General features: G+C 61.5%; 22 protein-coding genes. 14 read left to right on the forward strand and 8 right to left on the reverse strand.

Annotated features, from left to right (window positions below):
- Positions 1-24: 24 nt before the first annotated feature.
- On the reverse strand, positions 25-939 hold the full coding sequence (locus K1X80_RS18445; protein WP_057444288.1) for a substrate-binding domain-containing protein: 915 nt from the start codon (positions 937-939) through the stop codon (positions 25-27).
- A 286-nt stretch (positions 940-1225) separates the two neighbouring features.
- Here K1X80_RS18445 and K1X80_RS18450 point away from each other — a divergent pair, with 286 nt between their 5' ends.
- Together K1X80_RS18450 and K1X80_RS18455 are read left to right on the forward strand one after the other, a co-directional pair.
- Positions 1226-1912, forward strand: a complete 687-nt coding sequence (locus tag K1X80_RS18450) for a sterol desaturase family protein (protein WP_057960113.1) — start codon at positions 1226-1228, stop codon at positions 1910-1912.
- Complete coding sequence (locus tag K1X80_RS18455; protein ID WP_220172399.1) at positions 1909-2991, forward strand: SMP-30/gluconolactonase/LRE family protein; 1083 nt, start codon at positions 1909-1911, stop codon at positions 2989-2991. Before K1X80_RS18450 ends, K1X80_RS18455 begins: the two co-directional genes overlap by 4 nt.
- Positions 2992-3030: 39 nt before the next feature.
- Here K1X80_RS18455 and K1X80_RS18460 read toward each other — a convergent pair whose 3' ends face one another.
- A complete protein-coding gene (locus K1X80_RS18460) occupies positions 3031-4494 on the reverse strand; it encodes a hypothetical protein (RefSeq protein ID WP_186625949.1) in 1464 nt (487 codons plus the stop codon).
- A 283-nt stretch (positions 4495-4777) separates the two neighbouring features.
- On the opposite strand from K1X80_RS18460, the gene K1X80_RS18465 reads away from it, so the two are divergent.
- Entirely contained in the window at positions 4778-5437 is a 660-nt protein-coding gene (locus K1X80_RS18465; protein WP_258571523.1) for a histidine phosphatase family protein, read from the forward strand.
- A gap of 3 nt (positions 5438-5440) precedes the next feature.
- Here K1X80_RS18465 and K1X80_RS18470 read toward each other — a convergent pair whose 3' ends face one another.
- The gene (locus K1X80_RS18470; RefSeq protein WP_220172401.1) at positions 5441-6283 is read right to left on the reverse strand and encodes a M10 family metallopeptidase C-terminal domain-containing protein; all 843 of its coding nucleotides are present in this window, start codon (positions 6281-6283) and stop codon (positions 5441-5443) included.
- A 160-nt stretch (positions 6284-6443) separates the two neighbouring features.
- Positions 6444-6914 (reverse strand): Lrp/AsnC family transcriptional regulator, encoded by a 471-nt coding sequence (locus K1X80_RS18475; RefSeq protein WP_032863716.1) that lies wholly within the window; start codon positions 6912-6914, stop codon positions 6444-6446.
- 123 nt (positions 6915-7037) lie between these two features.
- Between K1X80_RS18475 and K1X80_RS18480 the strand changes: the two genes are divergently transcribed.
- Positions 7038-8276: a methionine gamma-lyase gene (locus K1X80_RS18480; protein ID WP_057960118.1), complete on the forward strand. Its 1239-nt coding sequence runs from the start codon at positions 7038-7040 to the stop codon at positions 8274-8276.
- Between the two features lie 11 nt (positions 8277-8287).
- Here K1X80_RS18480 and K1X80_RS18485 read toward each other — a convergent pair whose 3' ends face one another.
- Positions 8288-9298 (reverse strand): GlxA family transcriptional regulator, encoded by a 1011-nt coding sequence (locus K1X80_RS18485; protein WP_081044276.1) that lies wholly within the window; start codon positions 9296-9298, stop codon positions 8288-8290.
- A 52-nt stretch (positions 9299-9350) separates the two neighbouring features.
- Positions 9351-9773: a homoprotocatechuate degradation operon regulator HpaR gene (gene hpaR, locus K1X80_RS18490; RefSeq protein ID WP_057441641.1), complete on the reverse strand. Its 423-nt coding sequence runs from the start codon at positions 9771-9773 to the stop codon at positions 9351-9353.
- A gap of 213 nt (positions 9774-9986) precedes the next feature.
- Here hpaR (K1X80_RS18490) and K1X80_RS18495 point away from each other — a divergent pair, with 213 nt between their 5' ends.
- Positions 9987-11243, forward strand: a complete 1257-nt coding sequence (locus tag K1X80_RS18495; protein WP_216312267.1) for an OprD family porin — start codon at positions 9987-9989, stop codon at positions 11241-11243.
- Here the strand turns inward: K1X80_RS18495 and hpaA are convergent, their stop codons facing one another.
- A complete protein-coding gene (gene hpaA / locus K1X80_RS18500; RefSeq protein ID WP_057441645.1) occupies positions 11244-12137 on the reverse strand; it encodes a 4-hydroxyphenylacetate catabolism regulatory protein HpaA in 894 nt (297 codons plus the stop codon).
- 127 nt (positions 12138-12264) lie between these two features.
- Here hpaA and K1X80_RS18505 point away from each other — a divergent pair, with 127 nt between their 5' ends.
- The 8 genes from K1X80_RS18505 (at position 12265) to hpaI (ending at position 19548) form a co-directional block, all read left to right on the forward strand.
- On the forward strand, positions 12265-12930 hold the full coding sequence (locus K1X80_RS18505; RefSeq protein ID WP_057441647.1) for a fumarylacetoacetate hydrolase family protein: 666 nt from the start codon (positions 12265-12267) through the stop codon (positions 12928-12930).
- On the forward strand, positions 12927-13697 hold the full coding sequence (locus K1X80_RS18510; protein WP_057441649.1) for a fumarylacetoacetate hydrolase family protein: 771 nt from the start codon (positions 12927-12929) through the stop codon (positions 13695-13697). The genes K1X80_RS18505 and K1X80_RS18510 overlap by 4 nt, the downstream gene beginning before the upstream one ends.
- Before the next feature lie 5 nt (positions 13698-13702).
- On the forward strand, positions 13703-15163 hold the full coding sequence (gene hpaE / locus K1X80_RS18515) for a 5-carboxymethyl-2-hydroxymuconate semialdehyde dehydrogenase (protein WP_057441651.1): 1461 nt from the start codon (positions 13703-13705) through the stop codon (positions 15161-15163).
- 68 nt (positions 15164-15231) lie between these two features.
- Positions 15232-16089, forward strand: a complete 858-nt coding sequence (gene hpaD / locus K1X80_RS18520) for a 3,4-dihydroxyphenylacetate 2,3-dioxygenase (RefSeq protein WP_057441719.1) — start codon at positions 15232-15234, stop codon at positions 16087-16089.
- Between the two features lie 81 nt (positions 16090-16170).
- Positions 16171-16563 (forward strand): 5-carboxymethyl-2-hydroxymuconate Delta-isomerase, encoded by a 393-nt coding sequence (locus K1X80_RS18525; RefSeq protein ID WP_057960121.1) that lies wholly within the window; start codon positions 16171-16173, stop codon positions 16561-16563.
- A gap of 45 nt (positions 16564-16608) precedes the next feature.
- Positions 16609-17913 carry an MFS transporter gene (locus tag K1X80_RS18530; RefSeq protein WP_057960122.1) on the forward strand — a complete coding sequence of 435 codons (1305 nt, stop codon included), beginning with the start codon at positions 16609-16611 and terminating at the stop codon, positions 17911-17913.
- A 12-nt stretch (positions 17914-17925) separates the two neighbouring features.
- Entirely contained in the window at positions 17926-18729 is an 804-nt protein-coding gene (gene hpaH / locus K1X80_RS18535) for a 2-oxo-hept-4-ene-1,7-dioate hydratase (protein ID WP_057441657.1), read from the forward strand.
- Positions 18730-18747: 18 nt separating this feature from the next.
- Positions 18748-19548 carry a 4-hydroxy-2-oxoheptanedioate aldolase gene (gene hpaI, locus K1X80_RS18540; RefSeq protein ID WP_220172402.1) on the forward strand — a complete coding sequence of 267 codons (801 nt, stop codon included), beginning with the start codon at positions 18748-18750 and terminating at the stop codon, positions 19546-19548.
- 148 nt (positions 19549-19696) lie between these two features.
- Here the strand turns inward: hpaI and hpaR (K1X80_RS18545) are convergent, their stop codons facing one another.
- Positions 19697-20119, reverse strand: a complete 423-nt coding sequence (gene hpaR / locus K1X80_RS18545; RefSeq protein WP_057960125.1) for a homoprotocatechuate degradation operon regulator HpaR — start codon at positions 20117-20119, stop codon at positions 19697-19699.
- A gap of 206 nt (positions 20120-20325) precedes the next feature.
- Between hpaR (K1X80_RS18545) and K1X80_RS18550 the strand changes: the two genes are divergently transcribed.
- Positions 20326-21624, forward strand: coding sequence for an FAD-binding oxidoreductase (locus tag K1X80_RS18550; protein WP_057441663.1), 1299 nt, complete (start codon positions 20326-20328; stop codon positions 21622-21624).
- Positions 21625-21644: the final 20 nt, after the last annotated feature.

Here is a 21644-nt window from a genome sequence, read left to right on the forward strand (position 1 = left end):
CGATTGACGTGGGGCATGGACGGTTTACCAGCTGAAATCCTTGGCCTTGGCCTGGTCGATCAGGGCGATGTCCACCGGGATACTGGCGGGGACATGGGAGCCCCACTTCTTCGCCAGGGCGATGCCCAAGGCCAGGCGGATCTGGTCGCGGGGGTACTGCGCCGAGGTGGCAATAAACTTGCTGCCTGGCTTGAGGATGGCCTTGATCGCTTCCGGTGCGCCATCGACGCTGACCAGCTTGACGTCCATGCCGCTGGCCTCGATGGCCGACAGTGCGCCGAGGGAGCCGTTGTCATTGACGCTGAAAATGCCCTTGAGGGTGGGTTGGGCCTGGAGCATGTTTTCGGTCACGCTCAGCGCCTGGTCACGTTCCTGCTTGCCGTTCTGGATGCTGACGATCTTGATCTGCGGGTGCTTGGCCACGGCTTCCTTGCAACCGCGCACGCGCTCGAGGATCGGTACCACGGCGATGCCGTCGAGGATCGCGATATTGCCTTGGTCGCCGATGCTCTTGGCCAGGTATTCACAGGCCTGGAAGCCGGCGTCGAAGTTTTTCGAGCCAACGAAGGAATCCAGCGGCCCCTCGGCCTGGGCATCCACTGCAACCACCACCACACCCGCGGCGTGGGCCGATTTGACGGCGGACTGTACGCCGACCGAATCCGTGGGGTTGATCAGCAGGATGTCGATGCCCTTTTGCAGCATGTCTTCCACGTCACTGACCTGCTTGGACACGTCGTGGCGGGCATCGGTGATGATCAATTGCGCACCGATGGTCGCCGCCGCTTCTTGCAGGGCGTCTTTCATGGTGACGAAGTACGGGTTGTTGATTTCCTGGAAGGAAGCGCCGATGCGCATGGGGGCAGGCTTGGTGTCGGCCAGGGCGACGGTGGAGATGCTTAAAGCCAACAAACACAGGGTTTTGCGAAGCATTTTCATGGCGTGGTTCTCTGTTTTGTTTTTATTTTTAGAGCAAATGTTATCGTTAACATTTTGCCAGAAGCTAGCAAGGAAATGAGGTGGGTGCAAGCCCCTTGCGATATCCCTTGTGGGTGTGGGCATGCTCGCGTGGGTCGTTAAGGCGCACACCCGGGGTGTTCTTACTGGCGTGATCGCAGCGATGTGGCGACCCGACAAGCCAGCGCCCACAGGGGCAAGCTCAGCTCGCAAAATCCTCAGGCCGGACTAAGCTCACTCACCAACAAAAAATACAACGAGCGACGCCATGACCCATCCCACCGAGGCCTTTCGCGAACGCTACCGTGCCGCTGTCCACCCACGCTATAACCCGTGGCTGCATGCCGGTTTTGTACTGCTCTACGGTTTGTCCTGCATCCTCCTGGCATGGGGCAGCACCCAGCACATTCAGGCCTGGGAATGGCTGACCATCCCCCTGACCCTGGTGTTCTTCAACCTGTGCATCTACCTCGTCCACCGCCACCTGGGCCATCACAAACACGCTGTCGCCAAGCTGTTCTATGCACGCCACACCGGCGATCACCACAGTTTTTTCACCCCTGGCCATATGACCTACGACAGCACCAGGGACTGGCGGGTGATCCTGTTTCCCGCCTGGCTGATCGTTGTCCATAGCCTTGCCATCACCCTCCCCGCCTGGTGGCTGCTCAAGCAGTTAAACCCCAACGTGGCGGGGTTGTTCGCCGGGTGTATGATCCTCGGTTACCTGCTCTACGAAACCTTCCATGCCTGTGAACATCTGCCCTCCGACCATCCCCTGGCACGCCTGCCGTGGATCCGGCACATGCACCAGCTCCATGCGTTGCACCACCGCCGTGAGTTGATGCAAGGGCGCAACTTCAACATTGTGCTGCCGCTGATGGACTATCTGTTCGGCACGTTGCACTGGGAGCCGGTCACGCCCCCCTCCAAAGCCCCTCGGGACACACCATGAATCAAAAAATCCGCCACTTGCTGCTCCTGGTATTGATCGTCGTCGTGGCCTTCCTGCTGCTGATGCCCACCCAGGTGCAACCGGTCAACTGGACACCACCCAAGGCCCCCTCGCTGAAGGATGGGCCCTACAGCGAAAACCAGCGCCTGAAGGACGTCCAGCGTATCGGTGCCCAGGGCATCGACGGGCCTGAAGCGTTGCTGGTGGATGCCAAGGGTTTTCTGATCACCGGCCTGCATGACGGGCGGATCATCCGCACCGCACCCGACAGCCAGACCCTGGAGGTGCTGGCCCATACCGGGGGGCGGCCGCTGGGCCTGGCGCAACACCCGGACGGGCGGCTGATCATTGCCGACGGGATCAAAGGCCTGCTGGCACTGGACGGCCAGCGCAAACTGGCCAGCCTGACGACCAGCGCCAATGGCCTGCCCTTCGGCTTTACCGATGATGTGACGGTGGATACGGCCGGGCGCTACGCCTACTTCAGCGACGCGTCGAGCCGCTGGGGCTATGGCCAGGATGGTGAGGCGGTGATCGAGCATGGTGGCGATGGCCGCTTGTTGCGCTATGACTTCAGCAACGGCCAGACCGAGGTGTTGCTCGATCAACTGCAATTTGCCAACGGCGTGGCGCTGGGGCCGGATGAGGCCTATGTGCTGGTCAATGAGACCGGGGCCTATCGCATCAGTCGCTATTGGCTCAAGGGCGACAAGGCGGGCACCCATGACCTGTTTATCGACAACCTGCCAGGGTTGCCGGACAACCTCACCTTCAACGGCCGGGATCGGTTCTGGGTAGCCCTGTATTCACCGCGTAACCCGCTGCTTGATGGCTTGGCCGGTTACCCGGCGGTCCGCAAGATGGTGGTACGTGCGCTGCTGGTGCTGCCCAAGCCCGTGGAGCGCAAAGCCTTTGTGCTGGGGTTGGACGTGCATGGCCAGGTGATCGCTAATTTGCAGGATGGCAGTGCCGGCAACTATTCGCCGGTGACCACGGCGCGCGAGCATGGCGACTGGCTGTACCTGGGCTCGCTGAAGAACACCAGCATGGCCCGCTTGCCACTGAAACTGGCGCTGTAGAAGCCGACTTGCCGGCGATCGCCGGCAAGCCGTTTTCGGTTAGCGCACGATGGTCTGGCTGCAGATATGCCCCAGGCTTACGTACTGCGTGATGTTGCCGCCCACGCCAACACCGGGGAACTCTTTGAGCTCGATGCGCCAGCCGCCCATGTTGAACCAGGTCCGCCAGTTGTAAGTCTGGCCGGACGAGCTGTCCGGGTAGACCGCATTGAGATCGCCGGAGCAGGTGCCCAGGTCGACATTGCCGGAGGCCGCGCCGGTGATACCGGTCTTGGCCTCGTAGTTGACCCAGTGGTAGTTGATGGTGTTATCGAAACGCTTGTCGACCCGCAGCACCGGGGTCACACCCCGCAACGGCTCACCGGTGCTGTCCGACCATTGGGTGCTCCAGCTCAGGCTACGGGCAGCCTGGGTGGCCAGTTGCATGATCGAACTGGGAATGCGCACCACGTTATCGCCATTCACATTGCTCTGGTTCAGTCGCGGCGCCGAGCCAAAAGACAAGAGGTATCGCGCCTGCGGGTTGAGCGCCACTGCCGGGTTGGCCCGCACCCGAACCTTGACGGTGTAGCCAGGCGTGAGGTTGGGGTAGGTGGAGGTGTTGTTTGGCTGGATCACCACCCAATTGTTGCCATCGAAGCGCTCGAAGATCCACTGGTCGCGGGTGCCCTCGCCGTCATCGCCAAGGAACATGCCCACACCCTGGCCACGCAGCGCGGTGAAGTCGAAGTAATCGACATCGTTGACGCTGTCGAGGTTGCCGGTCACCTGGTTCAGGGCATCCGGCAGGGCGAACGCGGTTTGCGCGGTGTCGTTGGGCTCGAAGGCGTCGATATTGCTGTCCACCGCCACGCCAAAACTGAACTGCGAATTGCTCGCGGCTTTGGCCACCATGTACCAGTAGTAATCGCCGGCAGGCATCACGCCGTTGAGGTATTCATCAGCGCTATCTGCGTTATCAGAGGTGCCCAGCAGCGTCAGGTTGCCCTGACCATCGTCATGGAACAGGCTCAACGACATATCGGTACCGGCGCTCTGGTTCAGCAGTTGGACCTGGATGCGAGCGTTTTTCGGCAGGTTGAAGTGATAGGCGATTTCGGCCCCGGTCTCTACCCCGGTGAGGGTGTACAGAGTGTTGATATCCAGGGTCGGGAACTGTGGGGTAAAAGCCGCGATCGCTGCGCCTTGCAGTTGATCCTGCTGCGGCTTTTGCAACTCGCCGATCACCGCCTCAAAGGGCGCAGCGCTGGCTGCGGCTTTGCTCGCCAGGGCCTTGGGCTTGGCTGCCTTGGCCGCCTTGAGTTTTTGCTTGAGTTCGACCGACAATTTCGACGACTGGACCTTGCCCCCCACTTTAAGCACTTGGTCGACCGCTTGCTTGACTGCCTGGGCGGACAGTTTGGCTGGGGCTTGCGAAGGGTATTGTTCGGCCATTGCAAAGGCCGAAACGAAGCAGGAGGCCGCCATGGCCGCGCCCAGCATAAAGGCTTTTTTCGATTTCATTTTTTATCCATCCATAGTTAAAAAATTGTGGCGTCGGTGCGCGGTGAAATCCGTTCACCTGGGATGGACTGTAGGATAATACTGTATATCTGTACAGTATTTTTTCAAATAGATGTAAGGAGGATGTGATCAGTGCTGTAGGAGAAACTGACCTTGTTGCGAGGGACTTATCCCTCGCCACCCAGGCAATTTTTTCACATCGCTTTCACTGGCCGACCACGCCCCGGCCCCTAAATTGCCCAGCAACTTAAATGGCTGTATCTCAGGTGTCAGGGTGAAGAGTGTGGTTGACATAAATTGCCCGGATGAGGCCCGGGCGAAAACCTTCAAGCAGTTATGGCTGCGTTTCGTTGCGCTCATCGCCCTGTGCCTGGTGGTGATGGGCGCAATGCTCTGGCCAACCACGCCGCCGAACCTGGGAATCGACAATCGCCTGGTCACTTCGGGAGCCTTGGCGGCCTGGCGCAGTGGCGACCTGATCGTACTGGTGCGCCATGAAGAACGCTGCGACCGCTCCGGCAACCCCTGCCTGGGCCCTGCGGATGGCTTGAGCCGCCCCGGCGGTGTCTCGGCCGTCGCCGTGGGTAGCGCGTTCCACACCCTGGGCATGTCCCACAGCGATGTGGTGAGCAGCCCTACCACGCGTACCGTGCAAACCTCGCGACTCATGTTCGGCGATGCCCAGATATTGCCCGACCGCTTGACCTTATGTGGCACGGCCCTCGCCCACGATCTGCCGGTACGCAAACGCCCTGGGCGCAACCTGTTGCTGGTCACCCACAGCGAATGCATCGGTGACCTGGAGCGAGTGCTGGGTTACCCCCACGCTGATGGCGCCGAATATGGCAGCTCACTGTTCGTTCAAATCAATGCGCATGGCAAGCTCAAGGTGCTGGGTGTACTGAACAGCCAGGACTGGCCCACCGCCCTTGGACACCTTTAGCGATCAGCTCACGATATCACTGCGCTGCAGTTCTCCCTGCACCTCCAGGACAAAGGCCGGCTGGCTGGGTTTTCCCGAAATCTGCAACGTGCTCATGTTCGACTGTCGGTCATAGGCGACGATGGCTTCACCGCTCACCCCGGTAAAACGGCTGACAAACTGCAACGGTTTATCACCCAGCTGCGCCCTGATACCTGACACGTCAACCTTGTCCTCGCCGCTGACAAAGTCCTGGATCCGGTCCGGTGCCGTGGCGCTGGAGTCGTTGCCATCGCCACCGCGCAGTTCGTTATTCGCGGCGTTGCCCACCAGCCAATCGTTGCCTGTCCCACCCTTGGCATTCTCGATAGTGGCGCCATAAGCAATGGAAACGTTGCCTTTTAGGCCATCCACATCGGAAAACGTACCCTCTTCAAGACTGATTTTCTGGTCTTGGCTGTAGCCCGAGAAGTCAAGCGTGTCATTGCCGCCACCGTCCCAAATGGCGGCGACCATTTTGTCGTGCTTGGTATTGACGCTCAGGAAGTCACGACCGGTATTGGAATTGAAGCCATACGTGGTGTCGTCTTTGCGGGTCTGGTGATTGACGCCATATTTGGATTGGTAAGCGTAAATATCGTCGAGCTGGGGAGCCGACGCCCGAAAGCCCCCATGATTGGCATAGGTCGTGTGTTCGCCCCGATAGCTCATGACGCTATGGCTTTGAGAGTCTTCATGGGAGTCGATCTTCGAACGATCGAGAATGCCGTTGTAGTTGCCGGGGTGCGTAAGCCCCATTGCGTGGCCCAGTTCATGGATGAGCGTATGGCGACCGGCATCACCAGGCTGGGCTTTGGGCACGGACATATCTTTATCATTGCTTACAAACCAGACATCGCCCCCCTGCCCTTTAGCATCCGGCAGTACCGTATGGGCTTGAAGGGTCACAGCGGAGCAAGAAATACGATTTATCTCTTAAGCCGGCAGGAAAGCACCACGGCCTTGCGCAATGCCCACGAGTGCCTCGTCATCCCGGCAACGGAATCACCCGCAACGGCCTGACCGACTTGTAGGAAAAGCTCGAGTAGATTTCCTTCACACACGGCAATGTCTGCAACACCTCACGGGCAAATTCGCCGAAGGACTCCAGGTCCCTGGCCACCACTTCCAGTAAAAAATCATAGCGGCCGGACACGTTATGGCAGGCGACGATTTCCGGGATGTCCAGCAACCGCTGTTCAAACGCCCGGGCGATTTCCTTGGAGTGGGTATCCATCATGATGCTGACAAAGGCCGTAACCCCGTAGCCCAGGGCTTTGGGCGAAAGGATCGCCTGGTAGCCGCTGATCACGCCGCTGTCTTCCAGGTTCTTGACCCTTCGCCAGCAGGGCGAGGTGGTCAGGGACACGCGCTCGGCCAGTTCGGCGACGGTCAGGCGAGCGTTGCCTTGCAGGGCGTTGAGCAGGGCTTTGTCGGTACGGTCCAGGCTGCTGGGCATGTCTTGCCTCAAGTTGTTATTTTTATGGGATTTCATCCTTCGCCACAGGCTTTTCTCGGCAAAGTAGGCAACGTTCTGCCTCGGTTATGAGCATAGCATTGTAGGAAATAAGGAGTGTCCGACATGCACAATAAACACAACACATTCGGCTTTTCTACCCGTGCCATTCACTACGGCTACGATGCGCAAGACCATCACGGTGCCCTGGTGCCGCCGATCTATCTGTCGGCGACCTTTGCCTTCCCGACCGCCGAATACGGCGCAGGGTGTTTTGCCGGTGAAGAAAGCGGGCACTTCTACACGCGCATTTCCAACCCGACCCTGGCGCTGCTGGAATCACGCATGGCCACCCTAGAGGGCGGCGAGGCCGCAGTGGCGTTCAGTTCCGGCATGGGCGCGATTGCGGCGACCTTCTGGACCCTATTACGCCCCGGCGATGAGGTGATCGTCAGCCAGACCCTGTACGGCTGTACTTTCGCCCTGCTGCACCATGGCATTGGTGAGTTCGGCATCAAGGTGCGCCATGTCGACCTGGCAGACCTCGACGCCCTGCGTGCCGCACTCTCCCCCGCGACCCGCATGATCTACTGCGAAACCCCGGCCAACCCCAACCTGCAATTGATCGACATTGCCGCCGTGGCGAAGATCGCTCACCAGCAAGCCAACGTGACCATGGTGGTTGATAACACCTACTGCACTCCGTACCTGCAACGCCCGCTGGAACTGGGCGCGGATGTGGTGGTGCATTCGGCCACCAAGTACCTCAGCGGGCATGGCGATATCACTGCCGGGATCGCCGTCAGCCGCCATGACCTGGCGCAGCGCATTCGCCTGCAGGGCTTGAAGGACCTGACCGGGGCCGTACTGTCGCCCCAGGACGCCTTTCTATTGATGCGCGGCCTCAAGACCCTGGCCCTGCGCATGGATCGCCATTGCAGCAATGCCCAGGCCGTGGCCGAGGCCTTGCAGGCCCACCCGGCAGTCGAGTCGGTGACCTACCCCGGCCTGCGCTCCTTCCCGCAATACGAGTTGGCAGCACGTCAGATGAAACTGTCGGGCGGCATGATTGCCTTTGAACTCAAGGGCGGCATCGCCACCGGCAAACGCTTCATGAACGCGCTCAAGCTGTTCAGCCGCGCAGTGAGCCTGGGCGACGCCGAATCCCTGGCCCAGCACCCGGCCAGCATGACCCACTCCACCTACACCCCGGAGGAACGTGCCCAGCACGGGATTGCCGAAGGACTGGTGCGCTTATCGGTGGGGCTGGAGGATATCGCAGACCTGCTGGCGGATATCGAGCAGGCGCTGGCGCATTGCGTCAAGCGCGCAACGGCGAGCAAACCGGCGACGCATTCCGCGTAGAAATGGGGGGGTTACTTCACCAGCCGGGTTTCCTTTGAAGGCCGGTAGCCAAAGTAGGCGCTGTAGCATTTGCTGAAGTGGCTGGGCGACACAAACCCGCACGCCACCAGCACTTCGACCTGGGACAGTTCGGTGTGCTGCAGCAGGCGCCGGGCCTCGGTGATGCGCAGCTCCATGTAGTAGCGCTGCGGTGTGGTGCCCAACTGCTCGCGGAACAAGCGCTCCAGCTGGCGCCGCGAGCGCCCGGCATACACCGCCAGTTGCTCCAGGGCCAGGGGTTCTTCGAGGTTGGCATCCATCAGGCGCACCACCTCGCGCAGCGGCGCACTCACGCAGATATTTTCGGCGGGCTTGATCCGCCGGTAACGCGACTCCTCAAACGCCAGGATATCTTCAATGCCCTCCACCAGCGCCTTGTCGTGCAGGCTCTTGATCCAGTCCAGGGCCATATGGAACGCGCCCGAAGGGCTGGACGCGCTCAGTCGGTCGCGATCAATCACATAGGGCTCGCTGCTGACCTGGGTGGCCTTGGCGATTTCCGTCAGGGCCGGGCGATGTTCCGGGTGAATGGCGCAGCGATAGCCGTCCAACACCCCGGCCTTGCCCAGAAACCACGCGCCGTTCCATAGGCCGGCGAGGATCACACCCTGTTGCGCTGCAGCCTTGAGCAGTTCGATAAAGCTTTCACCGGCCTTGAGCTGGGTGCGATAGCCGCCGCAAATCACCAACAGATCAAGGTCGCCCAGGGCGTTGTGGTCGAGGCGCGCGTCCGGGCGAATCACCAGGCCCAGGTCGCTGATCACCTCCTGCTCGTCCAGGCCAAAAGTGCGTGAAGTGAACAACCCCGGGCGCAGCAGGTTGGCGGTGATCAGGGTGTCCAGCGCCTGGGTGAAGGCCGGCAGGGAAAAGTGTTCCAGCAACACAAACCCTGCACGCACCTGGCGTTGGGCCTGGCCCGGGGTTTCGTTCAGGTAGCGCAGGTTCTTGCCTTTCATCCCGCCGCTGAATTGCCGTCTTTCCATGAGTGTTCAACCTGTGTGCGGCGCGGTATGAGGCGCCATCGCCGGCAACAGCTTAGGGCTTGATGTTTTTCAACTGGTTGAGCAAGTCGAGCAGTTGCTGCAATTGCTCTTCGCCGAACTGTTCCTGGATCTTCTGGTAGTTGCTTTCCATCCCCGCGCTCATCTCGACGAAGCACTGTTGCCCCTGCTCGGTGAGGGTCACGAACACGCGGCGCTGGTCTTCGCTGGACTTGCGCCGACGCACGATGCCGTCACGTTCCAGGCGCGCCAACACGCCGGTCATGCTCGGTTTGAGGATGCAGGCCAGGTGCGCCAACTGATGGCTCTCCAGTTCGCCCTGCTGGCGCAGGATCCGAATCACCCGCCACTGCTGCTCGGTCAATTGATGTTCATTGAGCAACGGCCGGAAAAACGCCATGGCGGCTTCGCGGGCCTGCAGCAGGGTCAGCGTCAGGGAAGGTCTGGGAGTGGACATGGCTCACGCACAAAAGAGATCGAAGCGTCGAAGCTTAGGGTCGGCTCCACGGGCATGCAAGCCGGCCGCCACACAAACTCGTTAACCTCGACACGAATTATTTTGAAGCAGCGCAAATTGTCTACCCATAATAAATATAACATGTTAACAATATGCCACTCCCTTCAGCGATCCGAAGGGCGATACCTACAAAAACAACAAAAGGAATCTGTCATGCATTTGCGCCTCCTTCCCCTGGCGGCCAGCGCTGGCCTGTGCGCTACGTTCAGCCCTTTGAGCGCCTACGCCGAGTTTATCCAGGACAGCAAGGCCAGCCTCGACCTGCGCAACTTCTATATGAACCGCGACTTTCGCCAAACCAACGCGCCGCAGAACAAGGCCGATGAGTGGGCCCAAGGCTTTGTGCTGCGCCTGGAGTCGGGCTACACCGAAGGCCGGGTGGGCTTTGGCGTGGATGCCCTGGGTGAGCTGGGGGTCAAGCTCGACTCCAGCCGCGACCGCCGTGGCACCGGGCTGCTGCCGTATGGCGCCAGCCAGCAACCCGTCGACAATTACAGTGAACTGGGCCTGACGGCCAAGGTGCGGGTCTCGAAAACCGTGCTCAAGGCCGGCACCCTGCAGCCGCAACTGCCGGTGGCCGCCTACAACGACACCCGGCTACTGCCTTCGACCTATAGCGGCGAGTTGCTCACCTCCCAGGACATCGCCGGCCTGACCCTGAACCTCGGCCGCCTGGAAAAACAAAACCTGCGCGACTCTTCCAGCAACGACGCGATGAGCTATGCCGGCGTCGACAGCAGCCACCTGGACCTGGCCGGCGGCACCTATGCAATCACCCCACAGTTGGCGACGACTTACTACTACGCACAGATGCAGGATATCTACCGCCAGCACTTCATCGGCCTGGTGCATGACCTGCCGCTGAGCAACGGCATGAGCCTGCGCAGCGACCTGCGCTACTTCGATACCCGCGAACAGGGCAGCCATGAATTGCGCGGCGCTTCGCGGGTGGATGGCGGGCGCATCGACAACCGGTTCTTCAACGGCATGCTGAGCCTGTCGACAGGGGCGCACAAGTTCGGCCTGGGCTACCAGAACCTGTCAGGCCATGGCGATTTCGCCTACCCCGGCATGGACCCCTACTCGGTCAACCTGGTAACCATCAATGTGTTCACCAAGGCCGAGACCGATGCCTGGCAAGCGCGCTATGACTACAACTTCGCCGCCCTCGGCCTGCCGGGGCTGACCTTTATGACGCGCTATGTGGACGGCGGCCATGTGCAGACCGCCAGCGTGCGCAATGGCCGCGAATGGGAGCGCGATACCGACCTGGCCTACACCGTGCAGAGCGGGCCGCTGAAAAACGTCAACGTCAGGCTGCGTAACGCGACCCTGCGGTCGAGCAACGGCCTGACCAGTGATATCGACGAAAACCGCATCATCGTCGGCTACAGCCTGGCGCTGTGGTGATCAACGCAGGCCCGATTGACGCAGGCGGTACTCCCCCGGCGTCATCTGTGCATAACGCTGGAAGAACCGGCTGAAATAGGCCGGGTCCTTGAACCCCAACTGGTAGCAGATTTCATTCGCGGAACTGCCGGTAAACAGCAGCAGGCGCCGGGCTTCCTGCATCAGCCGTTCCAGCACCAGGCGCTTGGACGGCAGGTCGGCAATACGCCGGCATACGTCGTTGAGCCGCGCCTCGGTCACGCCAATGTGCTCGGCGTACGCCGACAGCGGCCAATGCAGCAAATAGTGGTCTTCGATCAGTTCATTGAAGCGATGGAAGATGCGCAAGTCTTCGTGGCGCGCCGGGCGCGCTTCCAGGGAATTGGCGCACAGGCGCAGCAGGCTGATCATGATCAGGCGGGTCAGGCTTTCCAGGGCTGTCGCCCGCCCGGCGCCCGTGCTGTTGACCTCGTTGCACAGCTCGTCGAACAGCCACTCCAGCCGCTTGATCTCGGGCTCAAACGTGGGTGCCAGGCGTGCCAGCGCGACGCAGGCGGGCGGTATCTGCGGGCCGGGCGCAAGGCTCGGGTCGGCATCAATCAGCGCCCGTACCAGTTGCTGGCGCACGGTCAGGACATGGCCGTCGGCATCGGCTTCGGTGACAAAGGCATGGGCTACCGTGGGCGGCGTGAGAAAAAACATCGGCCCGGATTCCAGGTACTGCTGATCGTCGAGGTAGACCCGCACGGCGCCGCTCTTGACGTAATGCACCTGGAAAAACCGGTCATGCCGATGCACGGGCATATTGCGCCCGAAAAACCCCGCCAGATTGCCGAGCCGGTCGTAATGCACGTCGGCATCGCTGTAGCGCTGGTCGTAGACCTGGCCGATGTTGATGTTGGGGATCGGTTTCACAGGCGCCTCTTTATTGTTTTTTGCACCCGATGATTTTGCCACGCTTGACGGTAGTTAACATATTAATTATAACGTTAACACATTAACGAACTGCCTCCAGAGCAGTCGCCATCGCCAGGAGAAATCCATGAGCCGTACCCTGCATGATGTTGCCAGCGGCACCCTGTTCGGCGTCGCGCTGAACTACCAGGGCTTGCTGAACCAGCGTCTCGCCGAATTCGAGCAGCCGCCGTACCAGAAGCCGCCGGTCAAGCCGGTGCTGTTTATCAAGACCCCCAACACCCGCAACAGCCATGACGGCATCGTGCTCCAGCCCCACGGCGAACGCCTGCAACCGGGCCCGGCCCTGGGCGTGGTGATCGGCAAAAGCGCCAGCCGCGTCAGCGTGGAAAATGCCCTGGAGCACGTGGCGGGCTACGTCATCGTCAATGAGTTCAGCCTGCCGGAAGACAGCTACTACCGCCCCGCCGTCAAAGCCAAGTGCCGCGACGGGTTCTGCGCCCTGGGCCCTGAGCTGGTGGCCCGCGAGCAGATCGCCAACCCCCATCAGTTGAGCCTCAAGCTGTTCGTCAACGGCGAGTTGCGCCAGCAGAACACCACGGCCAATTTTGTGCGCGACATTCCCCGCTTGATCGCCGAAATCAGCGAGTTCATGACCCTGCATGCGGGCGATGTGCTGATCACCGGCACGCCTGAAGGCCGCGTGGATGTGCAGCCCGGCGACACCGTCGAAGTCGAGATCAGCGGCCTGGGCCGCCTGGTCAACCACATCCAGGCCGAGGAGCACCCATGAAACACGCCCGTATCCGCTATGCAGGCCAGGTCCATCAGGTCCACGTCGAAGCCGATAACGCTGTGCGCCTGGCCGATGGCCGGCTGCTGGCCGAAGACCAGGTCGAGTGGCTGCCACCGGCCACCGGCAATATGTTCGCCCTGGGCCTGAACTACGCCGACCATGCCGCCGAGCTGGCCTTCGCCCCGCCGACCGAGCCGCTGGCCTTTATCAAGTCGCCAGGCACCTACACCGGGCACAACCAGATCACCTGGCGCCCGGACAACATCGCCTATATGCACTACGAGTGCGAACTGGTGGCGGTGATCGGCAAGCCGGCGCGCAACGTCAAGCGCGAGGACGCCCTGGAGTACCTGGCCGGCTACACCGTGTGCAACGACTACGCGATCCGCGACTACCTGGAAAACTACTACCGCCCCAACCTGCGTGTGAAAAACCGCGACGCCACCACCCCGGTCGGCCCATGGATGGTCGACGTGGCCGATGTGCCGGACCCAGGCAACCTGACCCTGCGCACCTGGATCAACGGTGAGTTGCGCCAGGAAGGCAGCACCCGCGACATGATTTTCGATATCCCCTACCTGATCGAATACCTGTCCAGCTTCATGACCCTGCAACCCGGCGACATGATCGCCACCGGCACCCCCGAAGGCCTGGCCGATGTGGTGCCAGGGGATGAAGTGGTGGTGGAAGTGCAAGGCGTCGGCCGCCTGGTCAACCGAATTGTCAGCGAGGCGGACTTTTTCGCCGCCCGGAAAGAGGCTTGAACCCCATGATCAAACACTGGATCAACGGCCGTGAGGTCGAAAGCAAAGACACCTTCATCAACTACAACCCCGCCACCGGCGAGGCGATTGGTGAAGTGGCCAGCGGTGGCGCCGAAGAAGTCGCCCAGGCCGTGGCTGCGGCCAAGGAAGCCTTCCCGAAGTGGGCCAACACCCCGGCCAAGGAGCGCGCGCGCCTGATGCGCAAGCTCGGCGAACTGATCGAGCAGAACGTACCGCACCTGGCCGAACTGGAAACCCTGGACACCGGCCTGCCGATCCACCAGACCAAGAACGTGCTGATCCCTCGGGCCTCGCACAACTTTGATTTCTTCGCCGAAGTCTGCACGCGCATGGACGGCCACAGCTACCCGGTGGACGACCAGATGCTCAATTACACCCTGTACCAACCGGTGGGTGTGTGCGCGCTGGTGTCGCCATGGAACGTACCGTTCATGACCGCCACCTGGAAGACCGCCCCGTGCCTGGCCCTGGGCAACACGGCGGTACTGAAGATGTCCGAGCTGTCGCCGCTGACCGCCAACGAACTGGGACGCCTGGCGTTGGAAGCGGGGATCCCCAAGGGCGTGCTCAACGTGATCCAGGGCTACGGCGCCACCGCCGGCGATGCCCTGGTGCGTCACCCGGATGTGCGGGCGATTTCCTTTACCGGCGGCACCGCCACCGGCAAGAAGATCATGCAGACCGCCGGCCTGAAAAAGTACTCCATGGAGCTGGGCGGCAAGTCGCCAGTGCTGATTTTTGAAGACGCCGACCTCGAACGGGCCCTGGATGCCGCGCTGTTCACCATCTTCTCGCTCAACGGCGAGCGCTGCACCGCCGGCAGCCGGGTGTTTATCCAGGAGAGCGTGTACCCGCAGTTCGTCGCCGAGTTCGCCGCCCGCGCCAAACGCCTGATTGTCGGTGACCCGCAAGACCCTAACACCCAGGTGGGCTCGATGATCACGCAAGCCCACTATGACAAAGTCACCGGCTACATCAAGATTGGCCTCGAAGAAGGCGCCAACCTGGTTGCAGGCGGCCTGGAGCGGCCGGCCAACCTGCCGGCGCACCTGGCACGCGGGCAGTTTATCCAGCCCACCGTGTTCGCCGATGTCAACAACAACATGCGCATCGCCCAGGAAGAAATCTTCGGCCCGGTGGTGTGCCTGATTCCCTTCAAGGACGAAGCCGAGGCCCTGCAACTGGCCAACGAGACCGAGTATGGCCTGGCGTCCTATATCTGGACCCAGGACATCGGCAAGGCCCATCGCCTGGCCCGTGGCATCGAGGCCGGCATGGTGTTTATCAACAGCCAGAACGTGCGCGACCTGCGTCAGCCGTTCGGCGGGGTCAAGGGCTCGGGGACCGGCCGTGAAGGCGGCCAGTACAGCTTCGAAGTGTTCGCCGAGATCAAGAACGTGTGCATTTCCATGGGCAGCCACCACATCCCGCGCTGGGGCGTATAACCCGCCGGGGCTGGCTCCTACAGGGTCCGTAGCGCACCAACAAGAATAATGAAATCAGGAGAATGATCATGGGTGAAGTAGTCCTGGCGGCGAAAATCTGCCACGTGCCTTCCATGTACCTGTCGGAACTGCCGGGCAAGCACCACGGTTGCCGCGAGGCGGCGATTGCCGGGCACAAGGAGATCGGGCGCCGCGCCCGTGAACTGGGGGCCGACACCGCTGTGGTATTCGATGTGCACTGGCTGGTCAACAGCGGTTACCACGTCAACGGTGGCGAGCGCTTCCAGGGCACCTACACCAGCAATGAGCTGCCACACTTCATCAAGAACATGGAGTACGCCTACCCCGGCTGCCCGGAACTGGGTGAACTGATTGCCGCCGAAGCCAACCTGGCCGGGGTGCGCACCATGAACCACAACATCCCGAGCCTGGAGCTGGAATACGGCACCCTGGTGCCCATGCGCTACATGCACATGGACGTGCCCCAAGAGCAGAAATTCAAGGTGATCTCCATCGCCGCCTGGTGCGCCTGGCATCGCCTGGCAGACAGCTTCGCCTTCGGTGCCGCCGTGCGCCGGGCCATCGAGAAGAGTGATCGCAAGGTGCTGGTGCTGGCTTCCGGGTCACTGTCGCACCGCTTCTCCGACGACCGCGAAGCCGAAGCCAACATCCACAACTGGACCCGCGAGTTCGACAAGCAAGTGGATATGCACGTGGTGCAGATGTGGCGCGAAGGCCGCTTCAAGGAGTTCTGCGCGATGCTCCCGGACTACGCCGAACACTGCTTTGGCGAGGGCAAGATGCACGACACCGCGATGCTCCTGGGTTTGCTCGGCGGGCCTGAGTACAACCGCCCGGCCGAGATCATCACCGAGCCGTTCGGCAGCTCCGGCACCGGCCAGATCAACGCCATTTTCCCGCTCTGAATACAACACCCGCAGATGTGGGCGCAGCCTCGCCCGGCGACACAGCGCCCACATTAAATCGCCTACAGAAGGAGGCTTTGCATGCCGCATTTCATCGCCGAATACACCGACAACCTCGAACCCCAGGCCGACCTGGCAGGGCTGTTTGAAAAGGTCCACCAGGTGCTGGGAGACAGTGGCGTGTTCCCCCTCGGCGGCATCCGCAGCCGCGCGGTGCGCCTGGACACCTGGCGCATGGCCGATGGCAAACACGACTACGCCTTCGTCCATATGACCCTCAAGGTCGGCCACGGTCGCGACCTGCCTACCCGTCAGGCGGTGGCTGAAACCCTGTTCATGGTGATCACCGAGCACTTCGCCGCCCTGCAGGCACAACGGCTGCTGGCGCTGTCCTTCGAGATGGTCGAGCTGCACCCGCAGTTGAATTTCAAACAGAACAACGTCCACGCGTTTTTAAGCAACCAGGCGGGTTGACCCCCCGCCTCCCCCAACGGCCTCTCAGACAAAAAGTACAACATCATGAGCACAGCCAATACCGCCCACAGCGTCACCCTTGCCGAGCATGATCGCACCCACAGCACTGTCACCTGGCGCCTGATGCCGTTGTTGCTGATCTGTTACCTGTTTGCCCACTTGGACCGGATCAACATCGGGTTCGCCAAGATGCAGATGAGCAACGATCTGCATTTCAGCGACACGGTGTATGGCTTCGGGGCCGGTCTGTTTTTTATCGCCTACGCGCTGTTCGGCGTGCCCAGCAACATGGCCCTGGACCGCGTTGGGCCACGGCGCTGGATCGCCTGCCTGATGGTGGTGTGGGGCATCCTGTCGACCAGCATGCTGTGGATCGAAAGCTCCACCGGCTTCTACGTCCTGCGTTTTTTGCTGGGCGTGGCCGAAGCGGGTTTCTTCCCCGGGATCCTGGTGTTTCTCAACCGCTGGTACCCGGCGCGCCGACGTGCGCAGATCACCGCCCTGTTCGCCATCGCCGTGCCCATGGCCGGGGTGATTGGCGGGCCGCTCTCGGGGGCGATCCTGGAGAACTTCCACGACTTCGGCGGGATGCGCGGCTGGCAGTGGATGTTCCTGATCGAAGGCGCACCCGTGGTGCTGCTGGGCCTGGTGGTGCTCAAGTACCTGCCGGACAGTTTTGAAACAGTGAAATGGCTGGAGCCTGCGCAGAAACAACAATTGCGCGAACAGTTGAGCACCGAGGAAAAGCGCAAATCCATCACCTCCTTTGGCGGCATCCTGCGCGACCCGCAAGTGTGGCTGCTGGTAGCGATCTATTTTGCGGTGATGCTGGCGGTCAACACCCTGGCGTTCTGGATGCCCACCCTGATCCATGGCGCCGGCATCGGCCGCGACAGCCAGGTCGGCCTGCTGAGCGCCGTGCCGTACCTGGCCGGCTGCTTCTTCATGATCGGCTGCGGACGCTCCTCGGACCGCAACCGCGAACGCCGCTGGCACTTGTGTGTGCCATTGCTGATGGCGGCGGCGGGGATCGCGGTGGCCGGCCTGGCACCGGGCAACTCGCTGGTGGTGATGGGCGGCCTGATCGTCGCCGGCATGGGCGCCAGCGCCGCGCTGCCGATGTTCTGGCAACTGCCGCCGGCCTTCCTGTCCAACTGCACCCAGGCGGCCGGGATCGCCATGATCAGCTCGTTTGGCAGCATTGCCTCGTTCCTCGCGCCCTACCTGATCGGCTGGATGCGCGACACCACCCAGAGCGCCAGCCTCGCCCTGTACGTGCTGGCGCTGTTTATCGCCCTTGGCGGCCTGCTGGTGCTGCGCACCAACGCTGCCATCGTCAACCCTCAGTAAGAGACCCTTGTCATGCTTGATCCACAGCTCATCCTGCAAGCCGCCGCCCAGCTGGACCATGCCGAACGCAGCCGCGAACAGGTACGCCAGTTTTCCCTTGAGCATCCGGCGATCACGATCGAGGACGCCTACGCCATCCAGCGCGCCTGGGTCGCCCAGAAGATCAAGGGCGGCCGCAAGCTGGTCGGGCACAAGATCGGCCTGACCTCGCGGGCGATGCAGGTGTCGTCGAACATCACCGAACCGGACTACGGTGCGCTGCTCGATGACATGCTGTTTGAGGAAGGCACCGACATTCCGTTCGAGCGCTTTATCGTGCCGCGGGTCGAGGTCGAACTGGCCTTCATCCTCGGCAAACCGCTCAAGGGCCCCAACTGCACGATTTTCGATGTGCTCGACGCCACCGAGTGGGTGATCCCGGCCCTGGAAATCATCGACGCGCGTATCCAGCAGATCGACCCGCACACCAAGGCCACGCGCAAAGTGTTCGACACCATCTCCGACAACGCCGCAAATGCCGGCGTTGTCATGGGCGGCCGCGCGGTGCGGCCAACCGAAATCGACCTGCGCAAAGTGCCGGCGGTGCTGTACCGCAACGGCGTGATCGAAGAGTCCGGGGTCTCGGCCGCCGTGCTCAACCACCCGGCCAAGGGTGTGGCCTGGCTGGCAAACAAGCTGGCGCCCTACGACGTCACCTTGCTGCCGGGGCAAATCATCCTCGGCGGCTCGTTTACCCGGCCGGTGGCGGCGAGCCCGGGCGATACCTTCCATGTCGACTACGACATGCTCGGTTCGATTTCCTGCCGCTTCGTCTGACCCCTGGAGGACTGATTCATGGACATGCCTGTCAACCGTTTCAAACAGCGGCTCGCCAGCGGTGAAGCGCAGATCGGCCTGTGGCTGGGCCTGGCGGACGCGTACTGCGCGGAACTGGCGGCCAATGCCGGTTTCGACTGGCTGCTGATCGACGGCGAACACGCCCCCAACGACGTGCGCGGCATGCTCGGCCAATTGCAGGCCGTGGCGCCCTACCCCAGCGCGGCGGTGATTCGCCCGGTGATCGGCGATACCGCGCTGATCAAGCAGGTGTTGGATATCGGCGCGCAGACCCTGCTGGTGCCGATGGTCGAAAGCGCCGCCCAGGCCCGGGAGCTGGTGCGCGCCATGCGCTATCCGCCCCAGGGCATACGCGGTGTGGGCAGTGCGCTGGCGCGGGCTTCGCGCTGGAACAGCATCGACGGCTACCTGGACCAGGCCGATGCACAGATGTGCCTGCTGGTGCAGATCGAAAGCCTGCAAGGCCTGGCCAACCTCGACGCGATTGCCGCCGTCGAGGGGGTGGACGGCGTGTTTATCGGCCCGGCGGACTTGAGTGCCTCCATGGGCCACCGAGGCAATCCGGGGCACCCAGACGTGCAAGCGGCAATCGAAGATGCCATTGCGCGGATCCGCCAGGCGGGCAAGGCGGCGGGGATTCTCAGTGCCGATGAGAAACTGGCACGGCGTTACATCGAACTGGGCGCGGGGTTTGTCGCGGTGGGGGTGGATACCACGGTGCTGATGCGTGGGTTGCAGGGGTTGGTGGGCAAGTTCAAAGACAAACCCGCGCCAGCGAGCACTGGCGGCGCCTACTAATCACCTTCAAACGCCGCAGGACCCAATGTGGGAGCGGGCTTGCTCGCGAAAGCGGTGTGTCAGTCAATATATTCAGTGACTGAACCACTGCTTTCGCGAGCAAGCCCGCTCCCACATTTTGGATGCGTGGTGTTTGAGAGATCGTGTTTCAGCGCTTGATGTTTTTCAGCTCATCCAACAGCCCCAGCAACGTCTGCAACTTCTCCTCCCCCAGTTGCTCCTGCAAGCGCTGGTAGTTGGCCTCCATGCACTGGCTCATGGAGGCAAAACTCGCCCGCCCCTTGTCCGCCAGGGTCACCAATACCCGCCGCTGATCCTGCTCGGCCTTGCGCCGATGGATCATCCCCGCCGCTTCCATGCGCACCAGCACGCCAGTCATGCTCGGTTTGAGGATGCAGGCCAGTTCCGCCAGTTGGTAAATCTCCAGTTCATCGTGTTGATTGAGGATGCGGATCACCCGCCATTGCTGCTCGGTGAGGCCGTGCTCGTTCAGCGAGGGGCGGAAAAAACTCATGGCCGCTTCGCGGGCCTGTAGCAAAGTGAGGGTCAGGGACTGCCGGGGTTTGAGCATAGAGTCAGGGTCACGTGATATTTAGTTAATGTTTTAACGAAACTCTAACATCCCCACCCCGCGCAAGCGCTATAACTTAATGGTCGCGCACGTCCATGGCGCGCTGAATCAAAAGCCCCGGCACGCAGGATCAAGACATTGCTGCCGCCAAAGCCCCTAATGAAGACATCTGCTTTAGAGCCTTCCTTCACTTTTCAGGCTGCGCCATGATCACTATTGAAACCCCCACGTATTACACCGCGACCAAGAAGTACAACCTGAGCTTTCCCACCCTGGAGCAGGACATCGAGGCCGACGTCGTCGTGATCGGCGGCGGCTTTTCCGGGATCAACACGGCTCTGGAACTGGCAGAAAAGGGCATCACCAATATTGTCGTGCTGGAGGCGCGCTACCTGGGCTTTGGCGGCACCGGGCGCAATGGCGGGCAGATCATGGCCGGCATCGGCCACGACCTGGAGAAAATCAAGCAAGACGTCGGCGAAGACGGCCTGCGCCAAGTGTTCGAGATCAGTGACCTGGGCGCCGACATCATCAAAGACCGGATCGCCAAGTACAACATCGACGCCGATTTCTGCCATGGCTACGGCTATATGGGCTTCAACGCCCGTCAGGAAAAGACCCTGCGGGCCTGGGAAAAAGACTTCAAGTCGATCAACAGCAAGCATGAAATCCGCTTTCTCGGCGGCTCCGATGTCCAGCAGATCATCGGCTCCGACGCCTACAGCAGCGCCCTGTTGCATATGGGCGGCGGGCATGTGCATTCGCTGAACCTGCTGCTGGGCGAAGCCACCGCCCTGGCCGGCCTTGGCGTGCGGATCTTCGAGAACAGCCCGGCGCTGGAAGTCAGCTATGGCGAGCGCATCACCGTGCGCACCGGGCGCGGCTCGGTCAAGGCCAGCAAGCTGTTGTGGGCCTGTGACAGTTTTCTCAACAAGCTGGAGCCGGAGCTGCATCGCTCGACCATCAACACCTACGCGTTCCAGATGATGACCGAGCCGTTGAGCGAAGAACTGATCCAGCGGATAAGCCCGATTCGCGGGGCCTACAGCGACATCCGCCCGGTGATCGACTACTACCGCGTGACCAACGAAAACCGCCTGCTGTTCGGCGCCGCCACGCCGCTGGTAGAGCACATTCCCGGCGATTTGAAAGCCTGGAACCGCAAGTTGATGCTGAAGATCTTCCCCTACCTCAAGGACGTGAAAATCGACCTGGCCTGGGGCGGCCCGATGGCCTGCAGCCCCAACCTGTTCCCCCAGATCGGCACCCTGCCGGGGCGCAGCAATGCGTTCTTCGTCCAGGGTTACTCGGGCTTTGGCGTCACCCCCAGCCACATCATCTGCAAGGTCCTGGCCGAAGGCATGAGCGAAGGCTCGGCGCGCTATGACCTGGTCAGCTCAATCCACCGCCCGACGATTATCGGCAAGGACGCAATCCGCCCCTTGCTGCTGACCGCCGGCAAATCCTGGCACCAACTGTCCGGTTACTGGAATGGTCGCCGCTAACTCCATTTTTATCCCTCAGG

Origin of the sequence: Pseudomonas sp. So3.2b, from assembly GCF_019464415.1 — a bacterium.
GTDB classification, from domain to species: domain Bacteria; phylum Pseudomonadota; class Gammaproteobacteria; order Pseudomonadales; family Pseudomonadaceae; genus Aquipseudomonas; species Aquipseudomonas shahriarae.